Below are 22,734 nucleotides of genomic sequence, written 5' to 3' on the forward strand. Positions count from 1 at the left end.
GCTATGTTCCCCCCGGAGCGGTCGATTGACTCAAGGTTGCGGACGTTTCGCCGTTCTGGGAGGTCCAGACAACGCGGATCGTTTGTCCAGAGAACCCACTATCAGCATTTTTAGTTATCGCATCCCCGGCGCTGACCGTGTCGTAACTTGACCACACCTCAGAATTGCCGTCATTCCACCCAACGCCGGTTGTATTTAATTGGTTGGCCTCAATCGAGTCACCGGTTTGGTGTGTGATCGTGACGTTGCTCTCCGCGTCATCGTAGTCAAAGCCGAAACTGGCCTGCGGTGCGCTCTGGTTGATCCCCTGACCGAGGTTCAGCACGAAGGTACCGATGACGGCCGCGAGGATGACCGTAATCGCGACCATCAGGATGACACCGATGACCGGTGAAACAGCCGAATCGTCCGTGAACAGTTGTTTTAGTTTCATATTTGATCTTGGATGCCATCCCACGACAGGGCGGTTCGTTTCCCCTCCCCCCCAGTTCGCGTATCGCCCGGATTCGCGAGTTCGTCGTGAGACGCCTACTTCGCGATTACCAGTTCCCTCTAATAAACCTACTGTCCTAATTATCAAATTCTATAACGTTAGATCGCCTCTCGCGGACGATTACGGGATCGCGGTCGGTCCGCTACGGATCGCTACGTCGCCAGAATGGGCAGGTGTGCAAATAGCCGTCGACACGCGCCCGAGAAACCCCAGCGGAGTCAATCGCGTGCGCTCACTCGCCGTCGCTGCGGGCGGGTCGTCCGAGGTGCCTCTCGACGGCTTCGACCTTCTCTCCGGCCCGGGCGTCGCTCGCCCGCTTGTCGTCGATCTTCAGCACGGTGCTCACTCGGTCGGCGTCGACGGCCCGGTGGGCCGCTTCGGCGGCCGCGAAGAGTGTCCCGACGTCGTCGGCCTCGATCACGGTCCCCATCGGATTTGTCTCGTACTCGACGTCGAAGGCCTCCAAGACGTCGACGGCTTTGGCGACCTCCGCGGACATACTCCCCTCGATCACGGGCGCGACGCTCAGCAGTGCGACGACGGTCATACCCGCCGGTTCGACGTCCGGGCGCAAAACGTTTGCTCGGAGATCGGTGATTCGGCGGGAACGCGACGGACCGGTCCGTGACTCCGGGCAGGACGCGGCGAACCGTTCCGCGGCTCCGAATCAGTAGGCCGGTCGCTGGCCCCGGATGACCTCCGCGAGCTTCTGTTGCTCGTCGGCGAGCAGTTCGGTAAGGTCGTCGGCGGTGATGATACCGACGAGCGAATCCCCGTCCTGGACGGGCAACCGTCGGATCCCGTGTTCGCTCATCAGGTCGGCCGCCTCGTAGAACCCGGCGCCGCGATCGATCAGACAGAGGTCTTCTGTCATCACGTCTGCGGCCGTCTGTCCTGCGGGGTCGATCCCGGCCCCCAGAACGCGCACCGTCAGATCTCGATCGGTGACGATCCCCACCGGCGTGTCGCCGTCGGTGATCACGATGCTCCCGACCTCCTGATCCTCCATCGTGGTCGCGAGCGCGGCGACCGGTGTGTCAGTGTCGGCCGTTACGACGTCGCTGCGGGCGAGGTCTTCGATTGGCATTGGCTCCCACCGTATGTACCACCGGGCTCGGCGAGCTAATTTCCCGCCCGTTCTTCCTATATGTTGAGAATTAGAAAAGAAACTATACCTCGGGGTGGGTACTGGGGTAGTCGAGTGAAGTCTCGCTCGTTCACAGTGGATCTCCGACGTCGTCACCGGCACCCGGCGTTCCGCCCTCCTCTCCTGCGGCGGCCGCTTCGGGCTCTCGCCCGCTGTTCGCCCGCTGTGATGCGTTCGGTCGTTTCTCCGGGTCGAGGAGCGGAGGGAGCGCCGTGTCCGCGAACGTCAGTCCGATCACGAGGACGATGGGCGCGAAAAACAGCCCGTAGAAGCCGAGAACTACCGGGCCGAGGGTGTAAGCGAGCATCAACAGGCCGACGTGCGTCCGCTTGCCGGACAGCAGCGGTCGCAACACCAGATCGGGGATCGTGTCGACGACGACGACGGCGACGACGAAGAACGCCCCGACGTACGCCAGGTTCGCGGGGTCGCCGCCGAGCACGATCGGGATCGCGGTGATCAGCGTCACCGGGACGTAGACGATCTTCATCCCGACGACGGGGATCAGGCTCGCGATACCGGTGAGCGCCCCTGCGAGGGCTGGATACGGGACTTCGGCGGCGGCGGGGACGAACGTGTTGTAGACGCTGAACGAGCCGATAGCGATCAGCGAGACGGCGAGCACGTTCAGGAGGTTGCCGAACAGGACCGCCTCCAGTTCCTCGTCGACGGCGTCGAGGTACTCCCGAACGATGGCGTCCTCGCCGAATCCGTGCAGCCACGCTCTGATCCTGTCGCCGTCGACCAGCAGGTAGTACGTGACGATGACGACGATGAACATATTCAGGAAGAACCCCGAGACGAGCGTCGTGAGGAACTCCGCGTGTTGGGTGGCGAAATCGATGAACGGTGCCAGATCGCCCGACTGGTACGCCTCGTAGAGCCCCTGAACGGTGAGTTCGGGGAGCCCGTTGACCCCGCCGAACCACTCGAGGTTCTCGTTCGCGACGTCGATCAGGGCGTAGTCTTCGATGAACTGCCGCGCCTCGATGATGAGGAGGACTGTGGCGTAACTCACGAGGAGGAGCAACGGAACCGCGAGCGACGTCATCACGATGGCCGCCCGGACGTTCGCGGGAAGGTGGAACCGCCTGAGCGCCTGGTGGTACCGCCGGGTCGAATAGTACAGGAACACCGAGATGGTCAGCGGGGCGATGAACTGGTACGCGAGGAAGCCGATGACGACTGCGACGAGGAGACCGAAGAGGGCGACGGCGAAGCGGTTTCCGTTCATACGCGTTGACGTTTCCACGGTTCGGTACTAAAACGTAGCTCTGTAGAGCGCGACGAGTAACTGAGTCAGATTCGGAGGCGGAAAGACATTTACCAGTCATCCGACCCAACGCGTAGCCAAGATGGTCTCCCTCGTTCGCCCCCTCCGACAGCTCGCCGTGTCGCCGACGCGGTTCTTCGAGGAGCGTCCGCCGTCGGACACGCTTCCCGTCGCCGCGGGGTTGGTCGTCTTCTTCGCGGTCGCCCTCACCGCCGCGTTGCTCCTCGTCGGTTCGATGCTCGCCGGCGCGGTCGACGCCACGGTCACGATGGACAACCCGGACCGGCCGCCCGAGACCTTCTGCGAGCAGTACGAAGACGACCCGGACTCGCCGTTCGGCGAGGGTTGCGACGAACCGGTGACGGTCGAACGGGACGCCGGGCAACTGCTCCGCGAGGCCGTCAACGACTACCTCTGGATCGGGGTTGTCAGCCCGTTCGTCCTGTGGTTCCTCGGGACCCTCGTCCTGTTCGCCGGCGGACAGCTCGCGGCCGGCGACCCCTCCTTCGCCGGCACGGCGGCGCTCGCGGGATGGGCGGCGCTCCCGGAGTTCCTACGGGTCGTCGCCGGCCTCGCAGGGCTCTGGTACGCCCTCCGGGATCTCACGATCACCGGTCCCGAACAGGGGGCCGCGGTTCTGGAGACGGCGCTCGCGGCCGTCGAACCGATCCTGCTGGTCGTTTCGCTTCTCACGCTCGGCTGGCAGTGGTCGATACTCTCCGCCGGACTCAGCGAGGACGCGGACATCTCCCGCGGTGCCGCCGCCGTCGCCGTCGGCGTTCCGCTCGTGATCTTCTTCGTGGTAGGGGCGCTGTGAGCGTTCGGCGCGGAGACAAAACAGAGCAACGTTTGCTGACTGGACAACAATTCCAGAAGTAGTACCGCGAGGCGAGCCGGGCGGGACCGGAGGTCCCGCTGGAAGCCGGCGCTCCGCGCCGGCGACGGTAGCGAGCCTCGCGGCTCTTTTTCCCTCCAGGTTTTTGCGCCGAGTGGTTCGCGAAGCGAACCCGAGGCGGAAAACGGTGGAAGTGCGCTGGCGGGGATTGTGAACCGAACCGAGACGGTCCTGCTCGCTCACTTCGCTCGCTGCGCGGGCTGCGACTCGTCGGGGTCAAATCCCCGCGTGCCGCCACACTGAATCCGACGTGGCGAGCGACACGCAGGGCGGTCGCTCTCCGTGTGGAATTCAGAGAAATGCACTGGCTGGGCCACACCAAGAGTTTCACATCGCAGTCCGACTCCAAGTGGTTTAACGTATCGAGCGGGGGTTAACTCCCAGTTGGACAAACGACTCGATGCGGTAAAACACTGAAAGGATTATCCAGGTCGACGGCGACCGCCTCGAGGACGTACAACTCCGGTTACGACATACGAACCGATCAGACCACCGACCAAATATACAGCCACCTCGTCCCGAGGTGAAAACAAATCGCGTCGTCGAACTCAATCGCCATTTTCAGAGGGTGTTTTAATTTCTAAAAGTGTAGATTCGGATTTTTTTCACTCATCTGATATAATTTCTTCGGTGGGACTCAATAAGATGGGTTACCATTCTACCGAAGTACGGCAGAACCTCCTCGTCAATCAAATCAAGCTGTGAATTTTTGACGGCTATTTATATCCCAAACTTTCCAACCGGTCCTCAACGTTACGGTTAGTGTGATTAACTGTCTCCGCTGGATAATAATTCCTATGATCCACACCAGTTATCTCAACCCAAGGAACCATCCGAACGGCAGCGGTTTGACAGCCGGCGGGGTGACGGTAGACCCCACTCTCCCCAAATCCGTTACCATGGTCAGCCGTAATCACGGCTTTGTCGGCGTCATAGTTTGATATTAGTGTCCTAACGCTATCCAGCACAACGCGGCAGTTCTCCCGATAAGCGTACCACGCTTCCTCGTGCGTTAGCTCTCCATTTTTAAGACGCTTGAATACATCTGTACTCCCGCCTTCACCGAATTGATCTATGTCGATACCAGTATTGAGGTCAACAGGTATGCTCGGATAGTGAGGCTGCATATAGTGGACAATTAGTTTTTTAGGGGCATCACGACGTCCGACAGTTATTGCACGGTCAGTAAGAGGTTCAGGTGGGATGGTTCCCAACTCGTCTGACCACCCCGTCTGCCAAACCTCGTGTAGCTGAGCGAATGCTTCGGTATTTACTTCGTCGTAAGATGTATACACGTTTCCAGTAACATATACCGTCTGGCTCATTTGATCAGAGTACTTGTCGACAAAATTCGTATTCATAAATTCGAGCGATTGCGCAGCGTTAGAGCGACGTATTGGAATGTCTGACGGCAAGAAATCAAAGTCGGAAGCACACTCAGTGAGGACGTCTGGGCGACACGCATCTAATATGATCAGAAGGTCCCATTTGTCGTCCCAGATAGACCGTTCAGGTCCGGTTACAATGTCGTGGTATATTTTGGCCGCGTCGTGGGTTCTAACGGTTCTGGCTCTATTCCTTACGAATTGATAAGCCTCAGTCGGGTTTCGAAGCCCTTTTTTTATTTTCTTGATCACTTCCTTCACCCCTTAACGCTCTCATATGAGTAGATGATGACAAGAGGGAAAAACGAATGTATCAAAACCAACATATTTCCAAACCCGCCCAGAAACGGTAACACCCGCTTGTCGGGCCGAAAATCGGCGAGGACGGTGTCCTGTACGTTCTTGACGTCCCGCTAGAGGTCGGTTAGTCGTTTCATAGCTGAATCACCTCATACTGTCCGACACCCGCCTCGCCTATCGCCTGAGCGACCGCCTCGGCGCGCTCGTCGAGATCAAGAGGCGGGGCGTCGGGGCGGTCTATCCCGGCGCGGTCGGCGTACTCCTCGCGGAGAGACTGATACGCCTCGAGGTGATCGCGATAGTACGACAGAGTATTTTCACAGAGCTCCTCGTCGACCGCTGGAACACCACCCGGCCGGGCGAAAGGGTCGAGGGGGGAATCGGCCGCTTCGGGCGGGCGGATAATGGCTAAGAACTCGTCGAGCGTGACGTCGAGATACTCCTCGGCGAAGATACGCCACCCATGAAAGTCTGTGTAGAAATTGACGAGCGTTTTCGCGAGAGACATTTCAGCCTTCGCCAAGCGCGAGGGAATACGGTCTATCTCCATCTGTCGGCCAGCCTCCTTTGATCGCTGGTTGTAGGAAACGAACTCGCAGTCCTCGATGAGTCGGAAGTGCGCACCGACGATGAGTTCGCCAATCTGTGTCTGAATCATCGGTGACAGAATATCAACGGGTCAACAAAATATTATGGTGGGTTCACCCACCGGATAGCAGTTTAGCCGAACAGTTCTTCGGTGTCAACTTCCGTAGTGGTTGAACCCACCCCGAAGGGTTCGGCCTGCCGGAGCTCGTCAAGCATCCGCTCGTTCTCGACGATACTGCGTTCGATTCGGAGCGCAAGCGTGTCAAGTTCGGCGTGAATGTCTCCTGCCATCCAACCGATCGTCTACCGTAGCTGGTCTTACGTGTAGCGGTCAGCCCAGGTTCACGGCGTTGGTTCCAGACCCCTCGATGTGGGGGGATGGTGGAGTGTAACAATACGTTTTACGCGAGACTCGTCACCCGTTTCGCTACCATTTCGAGTTCACCTTGTTGTGGCGACTCTCCGCCCGCGAGGGCGCGTACCCGAGCGTTGTTTCGACCTTCTTGTGCCGGAACTGTTCGCGGGCATCGTGGACGTTCTCCTCATCGACCCATACAGTCGCGCACCCGTGGCGAATCGAGTACCAAGATAGGTCGCGGCCGGCCGGTTTGATGCTCCCACGCTCGATGAGTTGATTCAGCAGATAATTCAGCGAGGTCGAACCGTAGGGGTTGCCCTTCCCGTTCAACTAGAGTTCATCGCGTCCGTTGTACACTTCGTAGCTCGAACGCTCGTCAAGCCACGTCCGTAGCGCACGCACGCTCTTATTCGAGAGGACACACTTCCAGTTGTCCTCGTTCTTGCTGGATTCCTCACGAGGAATATCGAGGGTATTGTCCTCGAAATTCACCCAATCGACCTTTGCTCGCCCGACCTCGACGGGACGGGGTCCACAGTCGAGCGAGACTGAGACGATGGAGGGCATCTTCATCGAGTTCGCCTTCTGGAAATCTTCCGGCCCAACCTGTTCCTTAGCTTTCTCAAGACGCTGTGCGAGGTGGGCTTTCAGTTCGTCTCGTTCGTCGGGTTCACAAGCGTTGTAGTGTTTGACCGTGCCGTGAGCGAGCGCGGCTCCGTATAGGAACCGGAACTCCCCTTTCTTGAAGTAGTCGCGGTTCGGTGAGCGTGAGACCACACTCCCACTCGATGTTCGTGCCCTTCTCGTGGTTGTAGTAGGAGAACAGTCGCTTGATTGTCTTCACGGAGTTGTTGAGGTTCGAGTCGGTGTACTCGGTGTAGCGACCGAGTTCCCGCATCAGTTGGTCGGCATCCTCCGGCGAGAGTTCCGTAGTGTACCCGCGCTGGTTCCACAGCCACCGCATAATCTGGTCAATCTTGTAGATGGTGTTCCGGAGGGTGTCTTCGGAGTACCCCGCGTAGTCGGTCGGGGTCTTTGCCTTCCACGGAGAGCCATTCGAAGAGATCGCGCTTCCACGTCTCGTAGTCACTCCGTGCGCGTGCGTGCTGTTCGTCAAGCTCTTCGATGGTTTCCTGTGCGACGAGTGGGAAATCGAAGGAAGCACTACGCGCTCCCCGCTCAAAGTTCATTCCCGGGCCTCCTGCGTGTATTTTTCAGCCCCTATACGGCCGAAACATTGTAGTCGAATCGAGGGAATCATCGTTGTCTTCTTTCAGGTTTGAAGACAACGGAAAAAGGCGTAAACGCCGCGTAGCAGCGATTATGCGCTGGCTGGGATTTGAACCCAGGTTGTGACCATGGCAAGGTCACGTGATACCACTACACTACCAGCGCGTGTGTGGTCTGCGTCTGCATTCCTGAGAAGACGGGATTCGTAAATAAGACTTGCGAAACCGGGAGCAAAACCGCCGGATGGCGTGGGGAAATCTACCACGGGTCGACGGACCACGAAACCGCCGTTGACGGCCGTGTGAACGGCTCACAGCCCCCGCTAGCTTTCGCTACTCTTTTACGGGCCGCTCCGGTATCGGAGATACAGTCTAGACGTGACGCTGAAGGGACCGGTATGACGCTGACCGTACTCGTGCCGTCCTCTCTCGTCCGGGAGGCCGAAGACAAACGCGAGGCAACTCGCAAACTCGGCTACGTCGCCCGCGCGGCGACGGTGTTCCGGGCGGATCGGCTCGCCGTCTTCCCCGACCGGGAAGGCGAGCGACGCTGGGGGGGCGAGTTCGTCGAAACGGTGCTGCGGTACGCCGCCACGCCCCCACACCTCCGAAAGGATCTGTGGGGTCGACGCGACGAACTCGAGTACGTCGGCGTCCTCCCGCCCCTCCGCGTCCCGTCTATGACCGGCTCCGAATCAGACGGTTCGGGGTCGTTAACACAGGGAATCGTGACCGAGGTCGGACCTGACGGCCGCGTTCGGGTCAATTGCGAACTGCAACACCCGGTCTCGCTGCTCGTGCCTCCGTCGATGGAGGTCGAGGAGGGGACGCGCGTCGCCATCAGGATCTCTTCGCGAGAACCGGTCCGTGCGCGGATCGTCGACGAGCCCGTTCCGGGCTTCGACGTGTCCCGCACGGACCTCGAGGAAGCACTCGGCCGCGCCGACGCGGGCGTCGCGATCGCGACGTCCCGCCACGGCGAAGCGCTGACCACCTCGTGGCTGCCGCAGCTCGCCTCGCGTATCGAGCGCGAGGGCGCGACAGTCGCGTTCGGGTCGCCCGGTCGTGGGCTTCCGGCAATCCTCGGCGTCGACGTCGAGGATGCGGTCGAACCCGTGGACGGTCCGGGGTTCGATCTCTGGCTGAATACGATTCCGCGACAGGGCAGCGAGGTGGTGCGAACCGAGGAAGCGATGTTCGCCTCCCTCTCGCCCCTGACACTCACGGAGTGATCATATGCCACAACCAAGCAGACCACGAAAAGGTTCGATGGGCTTCAGCCCGCGTAAGCGTGCGGCCAAGGAGGTCCCACGCATCCGGTCGTGGCCCGACGACGACGGGTCCCCGGGAATCCAGGGTTTCGCCGGCTACAAGGCCGGAATGACCCAGGTGATGATGGTCAACGACGAGGCCAACTCCCCCCGCGAAGGGATGGAGGAGGCCGTGCCGGTGACCGTCGTCGAGACGCCGCCGATGCGCGCCGTCGCCCTTCGAGCCTACGAAGACACGCCGTACGGAGCAAAGCCGCTCACCGAGGTGTGGGGCAGCGAGTTCGAGGAGCACCTCGACCGCACCCTCGACCTCCCGAACGAGGACACGTTCGAGAACGACGCCGACGACCTTCGCTCGGCCCTCGAGGCCGGCGAAATCGACGACGTCCGCCTCATCACCCACACCGTTCCGAGCGAGATGCAGAACGTCCCCAAGAAGAAGCCCGACGTGATGGAGACTCGCGTCGGCGGCGGCTCCGTCGAGGAGCGCGTCGACTTCGCGCTCGACCTCGTCGGCGACGGCGGCGAGCACGAGATCTCCGACGTCTTCCGCGCCGGCGAGTACCTCGACGTCGCGGGCGTCACGAAGGGGAAAGGGACCCAAGGTCCCGTCAAGCGGTGGGGCGTCCAGAAGCGGAAGGGCAAACACGCCCGCCAGGGATGGCGGCGCCGGATCGGCAACCTCGGTCCGTGGAACCCCTCCCGCGTGCGCTCGACCGTCCCCCAGCAGGGGCAGACGGGCTACCACCAGCGAACCGAACTGAACAAGCGCCTCATCGACATCGGTGAGGGAAGTGAACCGACCGTCGACGGCGGCTTCGTCGGCTACGGCGAGGTCGACGGACCGTACGCGCTCGTCAAGGGCTCCCTCCCGGGGCCGGACAAGCGCCTCCTGCGGTTCCGTCCCGCCGTCCGCCCCGGCGACCAGCCGCGTCTCGACCCCGAGGTGCGCTACGTGTCGACGGAATCGAACCAGGGATAACCAATGAAGGCAACAATTCGCGACCTGAACGGCGACGACGCCGGCACGCTCGACCTCCCGGAGGTCTTCGAGACGGTCTACCGTCCGGACCTCATCGAGCGCGCCGTGGTCGCCGCGCAGGCCAATCGAAAACAGGCGTACGGTGCCGACCCCTACGCGGGGCTGCGAACTCCGGCCGAATCGTTCGGCAGCGGCCGCGGGATGGCGCACGTCCCACGCGAGAACGGGCGCGCCCGACGCGTTCCGCACGCGATCAAGGGCCGGAAGGCGCACCCGCCGAAGGCGGAGAAAGACCAGGGCAAGGAGATCAACGACAAGGAGCGGAAACTCGCCGTGCGCTCGGCGATCGCCGCCACCACCGACGCGGAACTCGCCCGCGAGCGCGGTCATCGGTTCGACGACGACGTCGAACTGCCGCTCGTCGTCTCCGACGACTTCGAGGACCTCGTGAAGACCCGCGAGGTCGTCGACCTGCTCGAATCGCTCGGCGTCCACGCCGACGTCGAGCACTCCGACGAGAACAAGAAGGTGAAGGCCGGCCGCGGGAAGACCCGCGGACGGAAGTACACGCGGCCGAAGTCGATCCTCTTCGTCACGAGCGAGGAGCCCTCGAAGGCGGCGCGGAACCTTCCCGGTGCCGACGTGGTCACTGCGGCCAACGTGGGCGCAGAGGACCTCGCCCCCGGCACGCAGGCCGGTCGGCTCACGCTGTTCACCGAGAGCGCGGTCGCGGAGGTGGCCGACCGATGAGTTCGCTCATCGAGCACCCGCTCGTCACCGAGAAGGCGATGGACGAGATGGACTACAGTAACAAGCTCCAGTTCATCGTCGACCTCGACGCCACGAAGGCGGAGATCCAAGACGAGATCGAATCTCGCTACGAGGTGTCGGTCGTGAACGTGAACACGCAGGTGACACCGAGAGCGGAGAAGAAGGCGACCGTCCGACTCCACGAGGACGACGACGCGCAGGAAGTCGCTTCGCGGATCGGGGTGTTCTGAACATGGGACGACGAATTCAGGGCCAGCGTCGCGGGCGCGGCACGTCCACGTTCCGGGCGCCGTCGCACCGCTACAAGGCCGAGCTCTCGCACAAGAAGGACGAATCGAGCGACACCATCTCCGGGACGGTCGTCGACATCGAGCACGACCCCGCCCGCAGCGCGCCGGTCGTCGCCGTCGAGTTCGAGGACGGCGACCAGCGACTCGTCCTCGCGCCCGAGGGCGTCGCCGTCGGCGACACGATTCAGGTCGGCGTCAGCGCGGAGATCAAACCCGGTAACACGCTCCCGCTCTCGGAGATCCCCGAGGGAGTTCCCGTCTGTAACGTCGAGCGCCAGCCCGGCGACGGCGGGAAGTTCGCTCGCGCCTCCGGGACGAGCGCACAGCTGATGACCCACGACCGCCACGTCGCGGTCGTGAAGCTCCCCTCCGGGGAGGTCAAGCGGCTGAACCCGCAGTGCCGCGCCACCGTCGGCGTCGTCGCCGGCGGCGGTCGGACGGAGAAGCCGTTCGTGAAGGCCGGCAAGAAGCACCACAAGATGAAAGCGCGCGGCATCAAGTGGCCGCGCGTCCGCGGTGTCGCGATGAACGCCGTCGACCACCCGTTCGGTGGCGGCGGCCGACAGCACCCCGGGCAGCCGAAGTCCGTCTCGCGGGACGCCCCGCCGGGACGGAAGGTCGGCGACATCGCCTCGAAGCGCACCGGTCGCGGTGGCAAAGGAGGCAAGGATAACTAATGAGTTCGGAATACCGCACCGGCCGCGAGGGTGAGTTCACCTACCGCGGTCACACGCTCGACGAGCTGCAGGAGCTGTCGCTCGACGAGGTCGCAGAACTGCTCCCCGCCCGACAGCGGCGAACCATCGAACGAGGACTCTCGGTCCAACAGGAGAAACTGCTGGAGACGGCCCGCGAGGCCGGCGTCCAGGAGACGGCCAACGATCCGATCCGGACCCACCTCAGGGATATGCCCGTCCTGCCCGAATTCGTCGAGAAGACGTTCGAGGTCTACACGGGGCAGTCCTTCGAGCGCGTCCGCGTCGAGCCCGAGATGATCGGGCACTACCTGGGCGAGTTCCAGCTGACACGCACGTCGGTCGAACACGGTCAGGCCGGCATCGGCGCGACCCGGTCCTCGAAGTTCGTGCCGCTCAAATAAACCATGGGTATCAACTACAGCGTCGAGGCCGACCCGGAGACCACCGCCAAGGGGATGCTCCGCGATCGGCCCATCAGCCTGAAGCACAGCAAGGCCATCTCGCGCGAAATCAAGGGCCGCACCGTCGCGGACGCGGAGGACTACCTCCAGGACGTCGTCGACGAGAAGCGCTCGGTCCCGTTCAAACAGCACAACACCGGCGTCGGACACCGCTCCGACATCGACGGCTGGGACGCGGGGCGCTACCCCGAGAAGGCCTCGAAGGCGTTCCTCGAACTCCTCGAGAACGTCTCGTCGAACGCCGACGAGCAGGGGTTCGACGCCGAAGAGATGACGATCAAACACGTCGCCGCCCACAAGGTCGGCGAACGACAGGGCCGGAAGCCCCGCGCGTTCGGCAGCGCCGATCCGTGGAACACGCCGGTCTGTGACGTCGAACTCATCGTCGAAGAACCCGAGGAGGTCGAAGCCTAATGGCCGACGAACACCAGTTCATCGAGGACGGACTGCAGCGCTCTCAGATCGACGAGTTCTTCGCCGACGAACTCGGTCGCGCCGGCTACGGCGGGATGGACGTCGCGAAGACGCCGATGGGCACCCAGATCGTCCTGAAGGCCGAAAAGCCCGGGATGGTCATCGGCAAGGGCGGGAAGAACATCCGGAAGGTCACCCGCGAACTCGAGGAGCGCTTCAACCTCGACGACCCCCAGATCGACGTGCAGGAGGTCGACGAACCCGACCTGAACGCGCGCATCGTCGCGGACCGACTGGCCAACGCTCTCGAACGCGGCTGGTACTTCCGCAAGGCGGGCCACACCACGATCGACCGCATTATGGAGTCCGGCGCGCTCGGCGCCGAGATCGTCCTGAGCGGGAAGGTCACGGGTGCGCGCTCGCGCGTCGAGAAGTTCAACCGCGGCTACATCAAGCACAACGGCGAACCCGCCCAGGAGATCGTCGACGAGGGCCAGGGCGTCGCCGTGATGAAACTCGGCACGATCGGCGTGACCGTGAAGATCATCCCGCCGGGCGCGGAGCTGCCCGACGACTTCGAGATTCACGAGGACGTCGACGTCGAGCCCGTCGAGCAGGTCGCCGAGAGCGAGGGCGTCGAATCGCTCCTCGAAGAGGAGCCCGAGGAGGTTCCCGACGTCGGCGAGGCCGACGAGGAGGTCGAAGTCCCCGACGAGGCCCCCGAAGAGGTCATCGACGAGGACGTCGTCGAGGAAGTCATCGACGAGACCGAGGAGGAGCCCGTCGAGACGGGCGACGCCGAGGACGAGGCCGTCGAGGAGGAACTCGACGAACTCGACGAGGAGGTCGAGGCGGAAGCCGAGGAGCTCCTCGACGAGATGGAAGAAGCCGACGAGTCGGACGACGCCGACGAAGAGGAGGAGGAGTAACCGATGGCGATCCTCTACCCCGAAGAGATCCGCGACATGACGGCCGCAGAGCGCGAGGCCGAGCTCGAAGAGCTCGAGACCGAACTGCTCAACACGAAGGCCGTGCAGGCCGCCGGCGGCGCCCCGGAGAACCCGGGTCGCGTCGGCGAACTCAAGCGGACTATCGCGCGGATCAAGACGATCCAGGCCGAAGAAGGCGACCTCGAATAGACCAATGGCACTGACACCCGAGACGCTGACGCGACACGAACTCAACGGCCTCCGCGTGGCCGTCGTCGACGCGCCCAACCCCGACCTCGTCGGGATCGAGGGGCGCGTCGTCGTCGAGACGATGCGGACGCTCCACGTGGACGTCAGCGAGTGCGAGGCGGTCGACGTCGAGAGCGACGCGACCGCCGACACCGACGCGGTCGCTGTCGGAAGCGACGCCGACCCGACCGAGGCGCGTCGCGCTCGGGTGAAACAGGTGCCGAAGGGAGGCACGACGTTCGAGTTCGCGCTCCCCACCCGGGATGAAAGGCCCGGACGCACAGATGAAGCCGCCGACGCCGCGAAGGCGTCGGGGACCGCGTCCAAACTTCGATCGGAAACTGCCGGCGGATTCGATGCCGGTCAGTCTGGTCGGCCCGCTGCGGACACCGCGGCGGCTTCTCGGCGTTCCGCCGGGAATTGCGAGGACGTGGCCTACGTTACGGTGGATGGCACACGACTGCTCTCACGACCCGCCTTGCGGACCGAGAAGGCAGGTGACACATTATGGCGATAGGACTGAACGTAGAAGAACCGGAGGAGACCTGCTCCGACGAGAACTGTCCCTTCCACGGAACGCTTTCCGTACGCGGACAGACGCTCGAAGGAACGGTCGCCTCCACCGACATGGAGAAAACCGTCATCGTGGAGCGTGAATACGACGTTCACGTTCCCAAGTACGACCGCTATATGAAGCGGCGTAGTCGTATTCCGGCCCACGCACCACCGTGCGTGGACCTCGAGGAAGGCGACACGGTGCGTATCGCAGAGACCCGACCGCTGTCGAAGACCAAGGCGCACGTCGTGGTCGAGACCCTCGGAGGTGAGGCGTGATGGAGGCCCTGAAAGCCGACGTCACGAAAGGCCTCGAACGGGGCTCGCTCATCACGTGTGCCGACAACACTGGCGCGCGCCAGTTGAAGGTCATCAGCGTGAAGGGTTCCTCAGGAACCAAGAACCGACACCCCAAGGCGGGCATCGGCGACCAGATCACCGTTTCGGTGACGAAAGGGACGCCGGAGATGCGCCGCCAGGTGCTGCAGGCCGTCATCGTCCGCCAGCGGAAGCCGATCCGCCGGCCGGACGGGACGCGCGTGAAATTCGAGGACAACGCCGCCGTCATCATCGACGAGATGGACGAGCCTCGCGGGACCGAAATCAAGGGTCCCATCGCGCGCGAAGTGGCCGAGCGCTTCGGGAGCATCGCCTCGACGGCGACGATGATCGTTTGAATCAATGACCGAACAACCACGCAAACAGCGAACACGGACGCAGAACGCGCCCCTGCACGAACGGCAGAACCAGGTCCGCGCGACGCTGTCCGACGACCTCCGCGAGGAGTACGGACAGCGGAACGTTCGCGTCAACGCGGGCGACACCGTCGAGGTGCTCCGCGGCGACTACGCCGGCACGGAAGCCGAAGTCGTCGAGGTGGACCTCCGCGACACGGTCGTGCACGTCGAAGACGTGACGGTCGAGAAGGCCGACGGCGAGGAAGTGCCTCGTCCGCTCGACGCCTCGAATCTCCGCGTGACCGAACTGGATCTGGAAGACGACCGCCGCGAGGCGCGACTGCGAGCGACGGAGGACGAAGAATGACCCGACACCAGAAGCGACTTTCGGCCCCGAACGCCTGGCCCGTCGAGCGGAAGACGGGCACGTTCACGGTCAAGGCCGGCGCGGGTCCGCACGGAGAGGCGGGGGTTCCCCTGCTCATCCTCCTGCGGGACGTGCTCGGCTACGTCGACTCGAAGAAGGAGGCGCGCTACGCCCTGAACGAGGGCTCGGTCCTCGTCAACGGCGACGCCGTCTCCGACGAGCAGCGCCCGGTGGGGATGTTCGACATCCTCGCGTTCACCGAGCGCGAAGAGTACTACCGCGTGTTCCCCGAGGAGGGCGGACGCCTGGCGCTGACGCCCATCGACGCCGACGCGGCAGACGGTCGACTCGGCAAGATCGTCAACAAGCAGGACGTCAGCGGCGGCGACACGCAACTGACGCTGCACGACGGCTCGAACCTCCGCGTCGACGACGCGAGCGAGTACGCCACGAAGGACTCGCTCGTCGTCGACAACGAGACGAAGGACATCGTCGCCCACTTCTCCTACGAGGAGGGCGCCCTGGTCACGGCCGTCGACGGCTCGCACTCGGGCGAGATCGGCGAGATCGACGAGATCGTCGTGACGGCCGGTAGCGGCAACAACACCGTCGTCGTCGACGGCGACGAGGGCTCCTTCGAGACGATCGAGGAGTACGTCGTCGTCATCGACGAGCAGTTCGTCGACGACGAGGACGCCGCCGCCGACACCGAAGCGGACGCCGACGAGGGGTCCGCCGACGGGGGTGACGACGAATGAGCGACGCGGAGTTCCACGAGATGCGCGAACCGCAGATCGAGAAGGTCGTCGTCCACATGGGCGTCGGCGAGGGCGGTCGCGAACTCGCGAACGCCGAGGAGATCCTCGAAGAGATCGCCGGCCAGGAGGCCGTTCGGACGCAGGCGACCCGCGCGGCGACCCAGTTCGGGTCCCGCGTCGGCGACCCGGTCGGTGCGAAAGTAACCCTTCGCGGCGAGGCCGCGGAGGCGTTCCTGGAGAAGTCGCTGCCGATCGCCGACCTCAAAGAGCGGCAGTTCGACGAGACGGGGAACTTCAGCTTCGGTGTCGAAGAACACACCGACTTCCCCTCTCAGGAGTACGACCCGCAGATCGGGATCTACGGACTGGACGTGACGGTCAACCTCGTCCGTCCCGGCTACCGGGTGAAAAAGCGCGACAAGGCGTCGCAGTCGATCCCGAACCGACACCGACTGACGCCCGAGGACGCGATCGTCTTCGTCGAAGACGCCTTCGACGTCGACGTGGAGGTCACAGACTAAAATGAGCGAATCAGAGACCGAACAGACGGGCGAACACGCGAGCCGGCGCACGGGCCAGAGCCACGAGTGCCGCCGCTGCGGTCGTAACCAGGGACTCGTCGGTAAGTACGAGATCTACCTGTGCCGACAGTGCTTCCGCGAGGTCGCCCGCGAGATGGGATTCAAGAAGTACCGATAACTATGGCAGGAAACGATCCACTCGCCAACGCGCTCGCCGGCGTCGACAACGCCGAGAGCGTCGGGCACCTGTCCCACGAGATACAGCCCGCCTCCAACGTCATCGGCTCCGTCCTCGAGGTCTTCTACGACCGCGGGTACATCGACGGCTTCGAGTTCGTCGACGACGGCAAGGCCGGACGCTTCGAGGTCGAACTGAGCGGCGCAATCAACGAATGTGGTGCCGTCAAGCCCCGCTACTCCGCGGGCGCAGACGAGTTCGAGAAGTGGGAGAAGCGATACCTCCCCGCCCGTGACTACGGGACGCTCATCGTCACGACGAGCCACGGCGTCATGAGCCACTACGAGGCCCGCGAAGCGGGAATCGGTGGCCAAGTAATCGCCTACGTGTACTGAGACCATGACCAGAGTAGAAATCGAAATTCCGGACGAGGTCTCCGCCGAGGTGTCCAACCTCGATCTGACGGTCGAGGGACCAGAGGGCAGCGTCACCCGGACGCTGTGGTACCCCTCCGTCAGCGTGAGCGTTGAGGACGATCAGGTCGTCATCGCCTCCGAGGAGGCGGACGCCAAGACGAACGCCACCGTCGGGACCTTCGAGAGCCACGTGTCGAACATGATCCACGGGGTCTCCGAAGGCTGGACGTACGAGATGGAAGTCTACTACGCCCACTTCCCGATGCAGGTCGACGTCGAGGACGACGAAGTCGTCATCACGAACTTCCTCGGCGAGAAGTCCTCGCGACGGACGCCGATCCGCGGAGACACAGAGGTACAGATCGACGGCGAAGTGGTCACCCTGACGGGTCCCTCGAAAGAGGATGTCGGGCAGACCGCCGCCGACATCGAACAGCTCACTCGCGTGACGGACAAGGACACGCGCGTCTTCCAGGACGGCGTCTACATCACGCAGAAGCCGCAGACCGGAGGTGCCTGAGATGGCTGACGAAGACGACATCGAAACACTCGAAGACATCAGCGGCGTCGGTCCCTCGAAGGCGGACGCGCTCCGAGAGGCCGGCTACGAGTCGGTCGACGACGTCAAGGCGGCCAGCCAGTCGGAACTCGCCGAGGTCGACGGCGTCGGGAACGCGCTCGCGGCCCGTATCAAGGCCGACGTGGGCGGACTCGAGGTCTCCGAAGAGACCGAGGCCGAAGTCGAAGACGAGACCGAGGAAGAGGAGGCCGACGAGGACGTCGAGACCGAACTCCGTCCCCGCGGCCACGCCGACAAGACGCCCGAACTCGACGACGAGACCGCGCGCGCCCTCGGACAGAAGCACCGAGAGGGCAAGCCCGCGTTCCGTCGGCAGAAGTACCACGCGAAGAAGCGCGTGCCCGAATCCTGGCGGAAGCCCCGCGGCAACCTCTCGAAGCAGCGCCGCGGCATCAAAGGAAAGGGCGATATGGTCGAGGCGGGCTTCCGCTCGCCGAAGGCCGCACGCGGCCTGCACCCCTCGGGCTTCGAGGAGGTTCGCGTCCACAACGTCGACGATCTCGACGGCGTCGACGGGGACACCCAGGCCGTTCGCATCGCCTCGAAAGTCGGCGCGCGCAAGCGCGAACGAATCGAGGAAGTGGCTGAGGACCGCGAGATCCGCGTCCTCAACCCGACCTACGTCGAAGTGGAGGTCGAAGAATAACGATGACGGATCTGAGAGCACAGAAGCGTATGGCGGCCGACGTCCTCGACGTCGGCAAAAGCCGCGTCTGGTTCGATCCAGACGAACAGTCCGAGATTGCGGAGGCCATCACCCGCGAGGACATCCGTGACCTGGTCGATCAGGGGACCATTCGCGCGACAGACGCGAAGGGCAACTCCAAGGGTCGCGCCCGCGAACGCGCCGAGAAGCGCGCGTACGGCCACCGCAAGGGCCCCGGTTCCCGCAAGGGGAAGTCCGGCGGTCGGAAGAACTCGAAAGACGAATGGGTCAGCCGAATCCGCGCACAGCGTCGTCGCCTGAAGGAACTGCGCGACGACGGCCCGCTCACCGCGACGCAGTACCGCGAAGTGTACAACAAGGCGTCGGGTGGCGAGTTCGACGACGTGGCACGGCTCGAAGCATACATTCGGAACAACTACGACGTGGAGATAGAATAATGGCAACAGGACCACGGTACAAGGTGCCGATGCGGCGTCGCCGCGAGGTCCGGACGGACTACCACCAGAGGTTGCGCCTGCTGAAATCGGGCAAGCCCCGCCTCGTTGCTCGCACGAGCAACAAGCACGTCAGGGCGCAGCTGATCACCCCCGGACCCGACGGAGACGAAACGCACGCGGCCGCGTCCTCCGAGGACCTCGCCGAGTACGGCTGGGAGGCTCCCACTGGGAACCTGCCGAGCGCGTACCTGACGGGATTCCTCGCCGGAACGCGAGCCGTCGAGGCCGGTCTCGAAGAGGCCGTCCTCGACATCGGACTGAACACTGCGACGCCCGGTAACAAGGTGTTCGCGGTGCAGGAAGGAGCAATAGACGCTGGCCTCGAGATCCCGCACAGCGAGTCGGTTCTCGCGGACTGGTCGCGCAACCGCGGCGAGCACATCGCCGAGTACGCCGAGCAGCTCGACGAGCCCCTCTATTCGGGGGATTTCGACGCCACGAAACTCCCTGAGCACTTCGACGAAGTGCTCGAGCAACTACAGGAGGACGCATGAGCCAACGCAACGATGGCTGGACGCCGCGCACGCGGCTCGGCCGAATGGTACAGGACGGCGACATCACGACGATGGAGCAGGCCCTCGAATCCGGGCTGCCGCTCAAAGAGCCGGAACTCGTCGATCAGCTCCTCCCGGGGCTGGACGACGAGGTGCTGGACATCAATATGGTCCAGCGGATGACCGACTCCGGCCGTCGGGTGAAGTTCCGCTGCGTCGTCGCGATCGGTAACCGCGACGGCTTCCTCGGCTACGCCGAGGGACGGGACGACCAGGTCGGATCGGCGATCCAAAAGGCGATCGACGTCGCGAAGCTCAACATCATCTCGGTGGACCGCGGCTCCGGTTCGTGGGAAGACTCCGCCGGCGGCCTCAACTCCCTCACGCGGAAGGCAGAGGGCAAGGCCGGGTCGGTGACCGTCGAAGTGATGCCCGCGCCGCAGGGCCTCGGCCTCGCGGCCGCGCCGACCGTCCGCAACATCCTCGAACTGGCGGGCGTCCAGGACGCCTGGACCCGCTCGAACGGGAACACGCGGACGACGGTGAACCTCGCGAAGGCGACGTACAACGCGCTGCGGAACGCGTCGCAGTCGCGGACGCCGCGCCGCGCCGCCGCCAAGCAGCGTGAGCAAGAGGTGAGCGAGTGATGCAGGCGGTCGTTCAGCTCCGCGGCGACGTTAATATGAGCACGGGCGTCCACGACACGCTCAAGATGCTCAACATCCACCACGTGAACCACTGCGCGTTCGTCCCGGAGACGGAGACGTACCGCGGGATGATCACGAAGGTCAACGACTACGTCGCGCACGGCGAGCCGAGCGTCGACGCCGTCGAGACGGTGCTCCGGACGCGCGCCGAACCCGCCGAGGGCGACGCCGACGTCGACGAGGCGTGGCTGTCCGAGCACACCGATTACGACGACTTCGGCGCGCTGGCGTCGGCGCTCGTCGACGAGGAGACGACGCTGCGCGAGCAGGGTCTCTCGCCGGTGCTTCGACTGCACCCGCCGCGCGGCGGTCACCGCGGTCAGAAGCACCCGACGACCGAGGGCGGTCAGATCGGCAAGCACCAGACCGAAGACATCGACGAACTCCTGGAGGATATGCGATGACGTCGAAGAAGCGACGCCAGCGCGGTTCCCGGACCCACGGCGGCGGCACACACAAGAACCGGCGCGGTGCCGGTCACCGCGGCGGCCGCGGTCGCGCGGGTCGGGACAAACACGAGTTCCACAACTACGAACCGATCGGCAAACACGGCTTCAAGCGTCCCGAGGACGCACAGCGAACTGTCTCCGAGGTCAACGTCCGGACGCTGGACGAGGACGCGGCGCTCCTCGCGGCGGACGGTCTCGCCGAAACCGAGGGCGACGCCTACCACATCGACGTGCGTGACGTCGCCGAGGACGGCGAGGACGCCGACCTCGTGAAGGTGCTCGGCGGCGGGCAGGTCCGACAGGAACTGCACGTCGTCGCCGACGCCTTCTCCGAGGGCGCCGTCGAACTCATCGAGGACGCCGGCGGCAGCGTCGAACTCACCGAGCGCGGCGAGGAACTCCTCGCCGAGGCCGAAGCCGACGAAGCAGACGAAGACGACGACGAGGAGTAATCTATGGGATGGAAGGAGGCCGCCGAACCGGTGCTGACGCGGATGCCGTCAGTCGCGCGTCCGGAGGGGCACGTCCCGTTCCGCCGGAAGCTCGGCTGGACTGCTGGGATTCTCGTGCTGTATTTCTTCCTGACGAACGTGACGATGTTCGGTCTGCAGACGGGCGGTGCGGGCGGTGACTTCTACGGGCAGTTCCGTAGCATCCTCGCGGGTGCGCAGGGTTCGATCCTCCAGTTGGGGATCGGCCCGATCGTCACCGCGAGCATCGTGCTGCAGTTGCTCGGCGGTGCGGATCTGCTCGGGTTAGACACCAACGACCCTCGCGACCAGATCCTGTATCAGGGCCTCCAGAAGCTCCTGGTGGTCGTGATGATCTGCCTGACGGGGCTTCCGATGGTGTTCGCCGGCAACTTCCTTCCGGCGAGTGAGGCGCTCGGGCAGTCGCTCGGGATCGGCACCACCGGCGTCAAGGGCATCATCTTCGCACAGATGTTCGTCGGCGGCGTCCTCATCCTGTTCATGGACGAGATCGTGAGCAAGTGGGGCGTCGGCTCCGGTGTCGGGCTGTTCATCATCGCCGGCGTGAGCCAGCAGCTCGTCGCCGGGCTGTTCAGCTGGCAGAGCCTCGGCGGACAGAGCGGCTTCTTCCCCACCTGGATCGGAATCGTCACCGGCGCGGTCGAGATCGGCTCGCCGCTGACGCCCGGGGGTCTCTCGGACCTCTTCCTCGGCCAGGGACAGATCCTCGCGCTGATCACGACGCTTCTCATCTTCGGGATCGTCGTCTACGCCGAGAGCGTCCGGGTCGAGATCCCACTCTCGCACGCCAACGTGAAGGGCGCCCGCGGGCGCTTCCCCGTGAAGCTCATCTACGCGAGCGTCCTGCCGATGATCCTCGTTCGCGCGCTGCAGGCGAACCTCCAGTTCCTCGGGCAGATCCTGAACAACTGGTGGGCGGGGATGCCGGCCTGGCTCGGGCAGTATACCCAGGGACAGGTCACCGGCGGCCTGTTCTGGTACCTCGCGCCGATCCAGTCCCGACAGGACTGGATGTGGTTCCTCGGGTTCACCTCCCAGGAGCCGGCGGCGATCGCCGCCCGGGTCGCGATCGACCTGATCTTTATGATCATCGGCGGTGCGATCTTCGCGATCTTCTGGGTCGAAACGACGGGGATGGGCCCCGAAGCGACGGCCAAGCAGATCCAGAACTCGGGGATGCAGATCCCCGGCTTCCGGCGGAACCCGCAGGTGATCGAGAAGGTGATGGAACGGTACATCCCGCAGGTGACCGTCATCGGCGGTGCCTTGGTCGGCCTGCTGGCCGTCTTGGCGAATATGCTCGGCACTATCGGCGGCGTCTCCGGAACGGGGCTGCTGCTTACGGTCTCTATCACGTACAAGCTGTACGAGGAGATCGCAGAGGAGCAGCTGATGGAGATGCACCCGATGATGCGCGAGATGTTCAACAACTAATCTCGGCGCTACACTTCTTTATATTCCTTATAAGCCTCCAGCGGCTGCTCCGTCTTCAACTACTCAATCGTATACGCTGTTGTGGTTTTCCACCGAGTAGTAACACGTCATCTGCAACACCGAAAACGGCGATGTCGTCTATCACTGCCGCACCGACGGCCAATTTGTGCTTCCCATCCGAGGGCGCGCTGACTGTCCATACCTTCACAC

35 protein-coding genes and 1 tRNA gene are annotated in these 22,734 nt (G+C 63.7%); 26 read left to right on the forward strand and 10 right to left on the reverse strand.

From position 1 onward, the window contains the following. Position 1: 1 nt before the first annotated feature. The 4 genes from NO360_RS03800 to NO360_RS03815 form a co-directional block, all read right to left on the reverse strand. Positions 2-433 (reverse strand): type IV pilin domain-containing protein, encoded by a 432-nt coding sequence (locus NO360_RS03800; RefSeq protein WP_256306131.1) that lies wholly within the window; start codon positions 431-433, stop codon positions 2-4. A 292-nt stretch (positions 434-725) separates the two neighbouring features. Further along, on the reverse strand, positions 726-1,040 hold the full coding sequence (locus tag NO360_RS03805) for an MTH1187 family thiamine-binding protein (RefSeq protein WP_256306133.1): 315 nt from the start codon (positions 1,038-1,040) through the stop codon (positions 726-728). A gap of 120 nt (positions 1,041-1,160) precedes the next feature. Continuing rightward, positions 1,161-1,580, reverse strand: coding sequence for a CBS domain-containing protein (locus NO360_RS03810; protein ID WP_256306134.1), 420 nt, complete (start codon positions 1,578-1,580; stop codon positions 1,161-1,163). Between the two features lie 130 nt (positions 1,581-1,710). Next, positions 1,711-2,874 (reverse strand): AI-2E family transporter, encoded by a 1,164-nt coding sequence (locus NO360_RS03815; protein WP_256306135.1) that lies wholly within the window; start codon positions 2,872-2,874, stop codon positions 1,711-1,713. 121 nt (positions 2,875-2,995) lie between these two features. Between NO360_RS03815 and NO360_RS03820 the strand changes: the two genes are divergently transcribed. Further along, positions 2,996-3,730 (forward strand): Yip1 family protein, encoded by a 735-nt coding sequence (locus tag NO360_RS03820; protein WP_256306137.1) that lies wholly within the window; start codon positions 2,996-2,998, stop codon positions 3,728-3,730. Between the two features lie 794 nt (positions 3,731-4,524). Here NO360_RS03820 and NO360_RS03825 read toward each other — a convergent pair. The 6 genes from NO360_RS03825 to NO360_RS03850 all read right to left on the reverse strand — a co-directional run bounded on the left by NO360_RS03825 (position 4,525) and on the right by NO360_RS03850 (position 7,834). Beyond that, positions 4,525-5,454 carry a hypothetical protein gene (locus tag NO360_RS03825; RefSeq protein ID WP_256306139.1) on the reverse strand — a complete coding sequence of 310 codons (930 nt, stop codon included), beginning with the start codon at positions 5,452-5,454 and terminating at the stop codon, positions 4,525-4,527. A 172-nt stretch (positions 5,455-5,626) separates the two neighbouring features. After that, positions 5,627-6,151 (reverse strand): hypothetical protein, encoded by a 525-nt coding sequence (locus NO360_RS03830; RefSeq protein WP_256306141.1) that lies wholly within the window; start codon positions 6,149-6,151, stop codon positions 5,627-5,629. 62 nt (positions 6,152-6,213) lie between these two features. Then, on the reverse strand, positions 6,214-6,372 hold the full coding sequence (locus tag NO360_RS03835) for a hypothetical protein (protein WP_256306143.1): 159 nt from the start codon (positions 6,370-6,372) through the stop codon (positions 6,214-6,216). A gap of 136 nt (positions 6,373-6,508) precedes the next feature. Then, entirely contained in the window at positions 6,509-6,769 is a 261-nt protein-coding gene (locus tag NO360_RS03840) for a site-specific integrase (RefSeq protein WP_256306145.1), read from the reverse strand. Then, on the reverse strand, positions 6,770-7,216 hold the full coding sequence (locus NO360_RS03845; protein WP_256306147.1) for a hypothetical protein: 447 nt from the start codon (positions 7,214-7,216) through the stop codon (positions 6,770-6,772). Positions 7,217-7,763: 547 nt separating this feature from the next. Continuing rightward, positions 7,764-7,834 (reverse strand) — tRNA-Gly (locus tag NO360_RS03850). Positions 7,835-8,066: 232 nt separating this feature from the next. Between NO360_RS03850 and NO360_RS03855 the strand changes: the two genes are divergently transcribed. The 25 genes from NO360_RS03855 to secY are packed head-to-tail and all read left to right on the forward strand — an operon-like array spanning position 8,067 to position 22,524. Next, positions 8,067-8,900: an RNA methyltransferase gene (locus NO360_RS03855; RefSeq protein ID WP_256306148.1), complete on the forward strand. Its 834-nt coding sequence runs from the start codon at positions 8,067-8,069 to the stop codon at positions 8,898-8,900. Between the two features lie 4 nt (positions 8,901-8,904). Next, positions 8,905-9,921, forward strand: a complete 1,017-nt coding sequence (locus NO360_RS03860; protein ID WP_256306149.1) for a 50S ribosomal protein L3 — start codon at positions 8,905-8,907, stop codon at positions 9,919-9,921. 3 nt (positions 9,922-9,924) lie between these two features. Beyond that, entirely contained in the window at positions 9,925-10,671 is a 747-nt protein-coding gene (gene rpl4p, locus NO360_RS03865; RefSeq protein ID WP_256306151.1) for a 50S ribosomal protein L4, read from the forward strand. Continuing rightward, positions 10,668-10,922 (forward strand): 50S ribosomal protein L23, encoded by a 255-nt coding sequence (locus NO360_RS03870; protein WP_256306152.1) that lies wholly within the window; start codon positions 10,668-10,670, stop codon positions 10,920-10,922. The genes rpl4p and NO360_RS03870 overlap by 4 nt, the downstream gene beginning before the upstream one ends. A 2-nt stretch (positions 10,923-10,924) precedes the next feature. Further along, positions 10,925-11,659 carry a 50S ribosomal protein L2 gene (locus NO360_RS03875; protein ID WP_256306153.1) on the forward strand — a complete coding sequence of 245 codons (735 nt, stop codon included), beginning with the start codon at positions 10,925-10,927 and terminating at the stop codon, positions 11,657-11,659. Next, positions 11,659-12,081 carry a 30S ribosomal protein S19 gene (locus tag NO360_RS03880; protein ID WP_256306155.1) on the forward strand — a complete coding sequence of 141 codons (423 nt, stop codon included), beginning with the start codon at positions 11,659-11,661 and terminating at the stop codon, positions 12,079-12,081. Before NO360_RS03875 ends, NO360_RS03880 begins: the two co-directional genes overlap by 1 nt. 3 nt (positions 12,082-12,084) lie before the next feature. Beyond that, positions 12,085-12,555 carry a 50S ribosomal protein L22 gene (locus NO360_RS03885; protein ID WP_256306157.1) on the forward strand — a complete coding sequence of 157 codons (471 nt, stop codon included), beginning with the start codon at positions 12,085-12,087 and terminating at the stop codon, positions 12,553-12,555. Then, entirely contained in the window at positions 12,555-13,484 is a 930-nt protein-coding gene (locus tag NO360_RS03890; RefSeq protein WP_256306159.1) for a 30S ribosomal protein S3, read from the forward strand. The genes NO360_RS03885 and NO360_RS03890 overlap by 1 nt, the downstream gene beginning before the upstream one ends. Positions 13,485-13,487: 3 nt before the next feature. Continuing rightward, a complete protein-coding gene (gene rpmC, locus NO360_RS03895) occupies positions 13,488-13,694 on the forward strand; it encodes a 50S ribosomal protein L29 (protein WP_103990657.1) in 207 nt (68 codons plus the stop codon). Positions 13,695-13,698: 4 nt separating this feature from the next. Continuing rightward, the gene (locus tag NO360_RS03900; protein WP_256306161.1) at positions 13,699-14,250 is read left to right on the forward strand and encodes a ribonuclease P protein component 1; all 552 of its coding nucleotides are present in this window, start codon (positions 13,699-13,701) and stop codon (positions 14,248-14,250) included. Further along, a complete protein-coding gene (locus NO360_RS03905) occupies positions 14,241-14,567 on the forward strand; it encodes a 30S ribosomal protein S17 (RefSeq protein ID WP_256306163.1) in 327 nt (108 codons plus the stop codon). The genes NO360_RS03900 and NO360_RS03905 overlap by 10 nt, the downstream gene beginning before the upstream one ends. Continuing rightward, a complete protein-coding gene (locus NO360_RS03910) occupies positions 14,567-14,965 on the forward strand; it encodes a 50S ribosomal protein L14 (RefSeq protein ID WP_256306164.1) in 399 nt (132 codons plus the stop codon). Before NO360_RS03905 ends, NO360_RS03910 begins: the two co-directional genes overlap by 1 nt. A 4-nt stretch (positions 14,966-14,969) precedes the next feature. Continuing rightward, positions 14,970-15,332, forward strand: coding sequence for a 50S ribosomal protein L24 (rplX, locus tag NO360_RS03915; protein WP_256306165.1), 363 nt, complete (start codon positions 14,970-14,972; stop codon positions 15,330-15,332). After that, positions 15,329-16,090 (forward strand): 30S ribosomal protein S4e, encoded by a 762-nt coding sequence (locus tag NO360_RS03920; protein ID WP_256306166.1) that lies wholly within the window; start codon positions 15,329-15,331, stop codon positions 16,088-16,090. The genes rplX and NO360_RS03920 overlap by 4 nt, the downstream gene beginning before the upstream one ends. Further along, positions 16,087-16,611, forward strand: a complete 525-nt coding sequence (locus NO360_RS03925) for a 50S ribosomal protein L5 (protein WP_256306167.1) — start codon at positions 16,087-16,089, stop codon at positions 16,609-16,611. Before NO360_RS03920 ends, NO360_RS03925 begins: the two co-directional genes overlap by 4 nt. A 1-nt stretch (position 16,612) precedes the next feature. Then, a complete protein-coding gene (locus NO360_RS03930; protein WP_049985035.1) occupies positions 16,613-16,789 on the forward strand; it encodes a 30S ribosomal protein S14 in 177 nt (58 codons plus the stop codon). A 2-nt stretch (positions 16,790-16,791) separates the two neighbouring features. After that, positions 16,792-17,184: a 30S ribosomal protein S8 gene (locus NO360_RS03935; protein ID WP_256306168.1), complete on the forward strand. Its 393-nt coding sequence runs from the start codon at positions 16,792-16,794 to the stop codon at positions 17,182-17,184. Positions 17,185-17,188: 4 nt separating this feature from the next. Next, the gene (locus NO360_RS03940; protein ID WP_256306169.1) at positions 17,189-17,725 is read left to right on the forward strand and encodes a 50S ribosomal protein L6; all 537 of its coding nucleotides are present in this window, start codon (positions 17,189-17,191) and stop codon (positions 17,723-17,725) included. A gap of 1 nt (position 17,726) precedes the next feature. After that, entirely contained in the window at positions 17,727-18,431 is a 705-nt protein-coding gene (locus NO360_RS03945) for a 50S ribosomal protein L32e (RefSeq protein WP_256306170.1), read from the forward strand. A 2-nt stretch (positions 18,432-18,433) separates the two neighbouring features. Continuing rightward, positions 18,434-18,889, forward strand: a complete 456-nt coding sequence (locus NO360_RS03950) for a 50S ribosomal protein L19e (protein WP_256306171.1) — start codon at positions 18,434-18,436, stop codon at positions 18,887-18,889. Further along, positions 18,889-19,443 (forward strand): 50S ribosomal protein L18, encoded by a 555-nt coding sequence (locus NO360_RS03955; protein ID WP_256306173.1) that lies wholly within the window; start codon positions 18,889-18,891, stop codon positions 19,441-19,443. The genes NO360_RS03950 and NO360_RS03955 overlap by 1 nt, the downstream gene beginning before the upstream one ends. Further along, a complete protein-coding gene (locus tag NO360_RS03960; RefSeq protein ID WP_256306174.1) occupies positions 19,440-20,090 on the forward strand; it encodes a 30S ribosomal protein S5 in 651 nt (216 codons plus the stop codon). The genes NO360_RS03955 and NO360_RS03960 overlap by 4 nt, the downstream gene beginning before the upstream one ends. Beyond that, complete coding sequence (locus tag NO360_RS03965) at positions 20,090-20,554, forward strand: 50S ribosomal protein L30 (RefSeq protein ID WP_256306175.1); 465 nt, start codon at positions 20,090-20,092, stop codon at positions 20,552-20,554. Before NO360_RS03960 ends, NO360_RS03965 begins: the two co-directional genes overlap by 1 nt. After that, positions 20,551-21,051 (forward strand): uL15m family ribosomal protein, encoded by a 501-nt coding sequence (locus NO360_RS03970; protein ID WP_256306176.1) that lies wholly within the window; start codon positions 20,551-20,553, stop codon positions 21,049-21,051. Before NO360_RS03965 ends, NO360_RS03970 begins: the two co-directional genes overlap by 4 nt. A 3-nt stretch (positions 21,052-21,054) precedes the next feature. Further along, positions 21,055-22,524, forward strand: coding sequence for a preprotein translocase subunit SecY (secY, locus tag NO360_RS03975; RefSeq protein WP_256306177.1), 1,470 nt, complete (start codon positions 21,055-21,057; stop codon positions 22,522-22,524). Positions 22,525-22,734: the final 210 nt, after the last annotated feature.

This window comes from Halobellus litoreus, from assembly GCF_024464595.1.
GTDB lineage: Archaea > Halobacteriota > Halobacteria > Halobacteriales > Haloferacaceae > Haloquadratum > Haloquadratum litoreum.

Excerpts from the sequence above, each read along its gene's own strand:
- NO360_RS03800 (WP_256306131.1), bottom strand. The coding sequence starts at position 433 with ATGAAACTAAAACAACTGTTCACGGACGATTCGGCTGTTTCACCGGTC.
- NO360_RS03805 (WP_256306133.1), bottom strand. The coding sequence starts at position 1,040 with ATGACCGTCGTCGCACTGCTGAGCGTCGCGCCCGTGATCGAGGGGAGT.
- NO360_RS03810 (WP_256306134.1), bottom strand. The coding sequence starts at position 1,580 with ATGCCAATCGAAGACCTCGCCCGCAGCGACGTCGTAACGGCCGACACT.
- NO360_RS03815 (WP_256306135.1), bottom strand. The coding sequence starts at position 2,874 with ATGAACGGAAACCGCTTCGCCGTCGCCCTCTTCGGTCTCCTCGTCGCA.
- NO360_RS03820 (WP_256306137.1), top strand. The coding sequence starts at position 2,996 with ATGGTCTCCCTCGTTCGCCCCCTCCGACAGCTCGCCGTGTCGCCGACG.
- NO360_RS03830 (WP_256306141.1), bottom strand. The coding sequence starts at position 6,151 with ATGATTCAGACACAGATTGGCGAACTCATCGTCGGTGCGCACTTCCGA.
- NO360_RS03835 (WP_256306143.1), bottom strand. The coding sequence starts at position 6,372 with ATGGCAGGAGACATTCACGCCGAACTTGACACGCTTGCGCTCCGAATC.
- NO360_RS03855 (WP_256306148.1), top strand. The coding sequence starts at position 8,067 with ATGACGCTGACCGTACTCGTGCCGTCCTCTCTCGTCCGGGAGGCCGAA.
- NO360_RS03860 (WP_256306149.1), top strand. The coding sequence starts at position 8,905 with ATGCCACAACCAAGCAGACCACGAAAAGGTTCGATGGGCTTCAGCCCG.
- rpl4p (WP_256306151.1), top strand. The coding sequence starts at position 9,925 with ATGAAGGCAACAATTCGCGACCTGAACGGCGACGACGCCGGCACGCTC.
- NO360_RS03870 (WP_256306152.1), top strand. The coding sequence starts at position 10,668 with ATGAGTTCGCTCATCGAGCACCCGCTCGTCACCGAGAAGGCGATGGAC.
- NO360_RS03875 (WP_256306153.1), top strand. The coding sequence starts at position 10,925 with ATGGGACGACGAATTCAGGGCCAGCGTCGCGGGCGCGGCACGTCCACG.
- NO360_RS03880 (WP_256306155.1), top strand. The coding sequence starts at position 11,659 with ATGAGTTCGGAATACCGCACCGGCCGCGAGGGTGAGTTCACCTACCGC.
- NO360_RS03885 (WP_256306157.1), top strand. The coding sequence starts at position 12,085 with ATGGGTATCAACTACAGCGTCGAGGCCGACCCGGAGACCACCGCCAAG.
- NO360_RS03890 (WP_256306159.1), top strand. The coding sequence starts at position 12,555 with ATGGCCGACGAACACCAGTTCATCGAGGACGGACTGCAGCGCTCTCAG.
- rpmC (WP_103990657.1), top strand. The coding sequence starts at position 13,488 with ATGGCGATCCTCTACCCCGAAGAGATCCGCGACATGACGGCCGCAGAG.
- NO360_RS03900 (WP_256306161.1), top strand. The coding sequence starts at position 13,699 with ATGGCACTGACACCCGAGACGCTGACGCGACACGAACTCAACGGCCTC.
- NO360_RS03905 (WP_256306163.1), top strand. The coding sequence starts at position 14,241 with ATGGCGATAGGACTGAACGTAGAAGAACCGGAGGAGACCTGCTCCGAC.
- NO360_RS03910 (WP_256306164.1), top strand. The coding sequence starts at position 14,567 with ATGGAGGCCCTGAAAGCCGACGTCACGAAAGGCCTCGAACGGGGCTCG.
- rplX (WP_256306165.1), top strand. The coding sequence starts at position 14,970 with ATGACCGAACAACCACGCAAACAGCGAACACGGACGCAGAACGCGCCC.
- NO360_RS03920 (WP_256306166.1), top strand. The coding sequence starts at position 15,329 with ATGACCCGACACCAGAAGCGACTTTCGGCCCCGAACGCCTGGCCCGTC.
- NO360_RS03925 (WP_256306167.1), top strand. The coding sequence starts at position 16,087 with ATGAGCGACGCGGAGTTCCACGAGATGCGCGAACCGCAGATCGAGAAG.
- NO360_RS03930 (WP_049985035.1), top strand. The coding sequence starts at position 16,613 with ATGAGCGAATCAGAGACCGAACAGACGGGCGAACACGCGAGCCGGCGC.
- NO360_RS03935 (WP_256306168.1), top strand. The coding sequence starts at position 16,792 with ATGGCAGGAAACGATCCACTCGCCAACGCGCTCGCCGGCGTCGACAAC.
- NO360_RS03940 (WP_256306169.1), top strand. The coding sequence starts at position 17,189 with ATGACCAGAGTAGAAATCGAAATTCCGGACGAGGTCTCCGCCGAGGTG.
- NO360_RS03945 (WP_256306170.1), top strand. The coding sequence starts at position 17,727 with ATGGCTGACGAAGACGACATCGAAACACTCGAAGACATCAGCGGCGTC.
- NO360_RS03950 (WP_256306171.1), top strand. The coding sequence starts at position 18,434 with ATGACGGATCTGAGAGCACAGAAGCGTATGGCGGCCGACGTCCTCGAC.
- NO360_RS03955 (WP_256306173.1), top strand. The coding sequence starts at position 18,889 with ATGGCAACAGGACCACGGTACAAGGTGCCGATGCGGCGTCGCCGCGAG.
- NO360_RS03960 (WP_256306174.1), top strand. The coding sequence starts at position 19,440 with ATGAGCCAACGCAACGATGGCTGGACGCCGCGCACGCGGCTCGGCCGA.
- NO360_RS03965 (WP_256306175.1), top strand. The coding sequence starts at position 20,090 with ATGCAGGCGGTCGTTCAGCTCCGCGGCGACGTTAATATGAGCACGGGC.
- NO360_RS03970 (WP_256306176.1), top strand. The coding sequence starts at position 20,551 with ATGACGTCGAAGAAGCGACGCCAGCGCGGTTCCCGGACCCACGGCGGC.
- secY (WP_256306177.1), top strand. The coding sequence starts at position 21,055 with ATGGGATGGAAGGAGGCCGCCGAACCGGTGCTGACGCGGATGCCGTCA.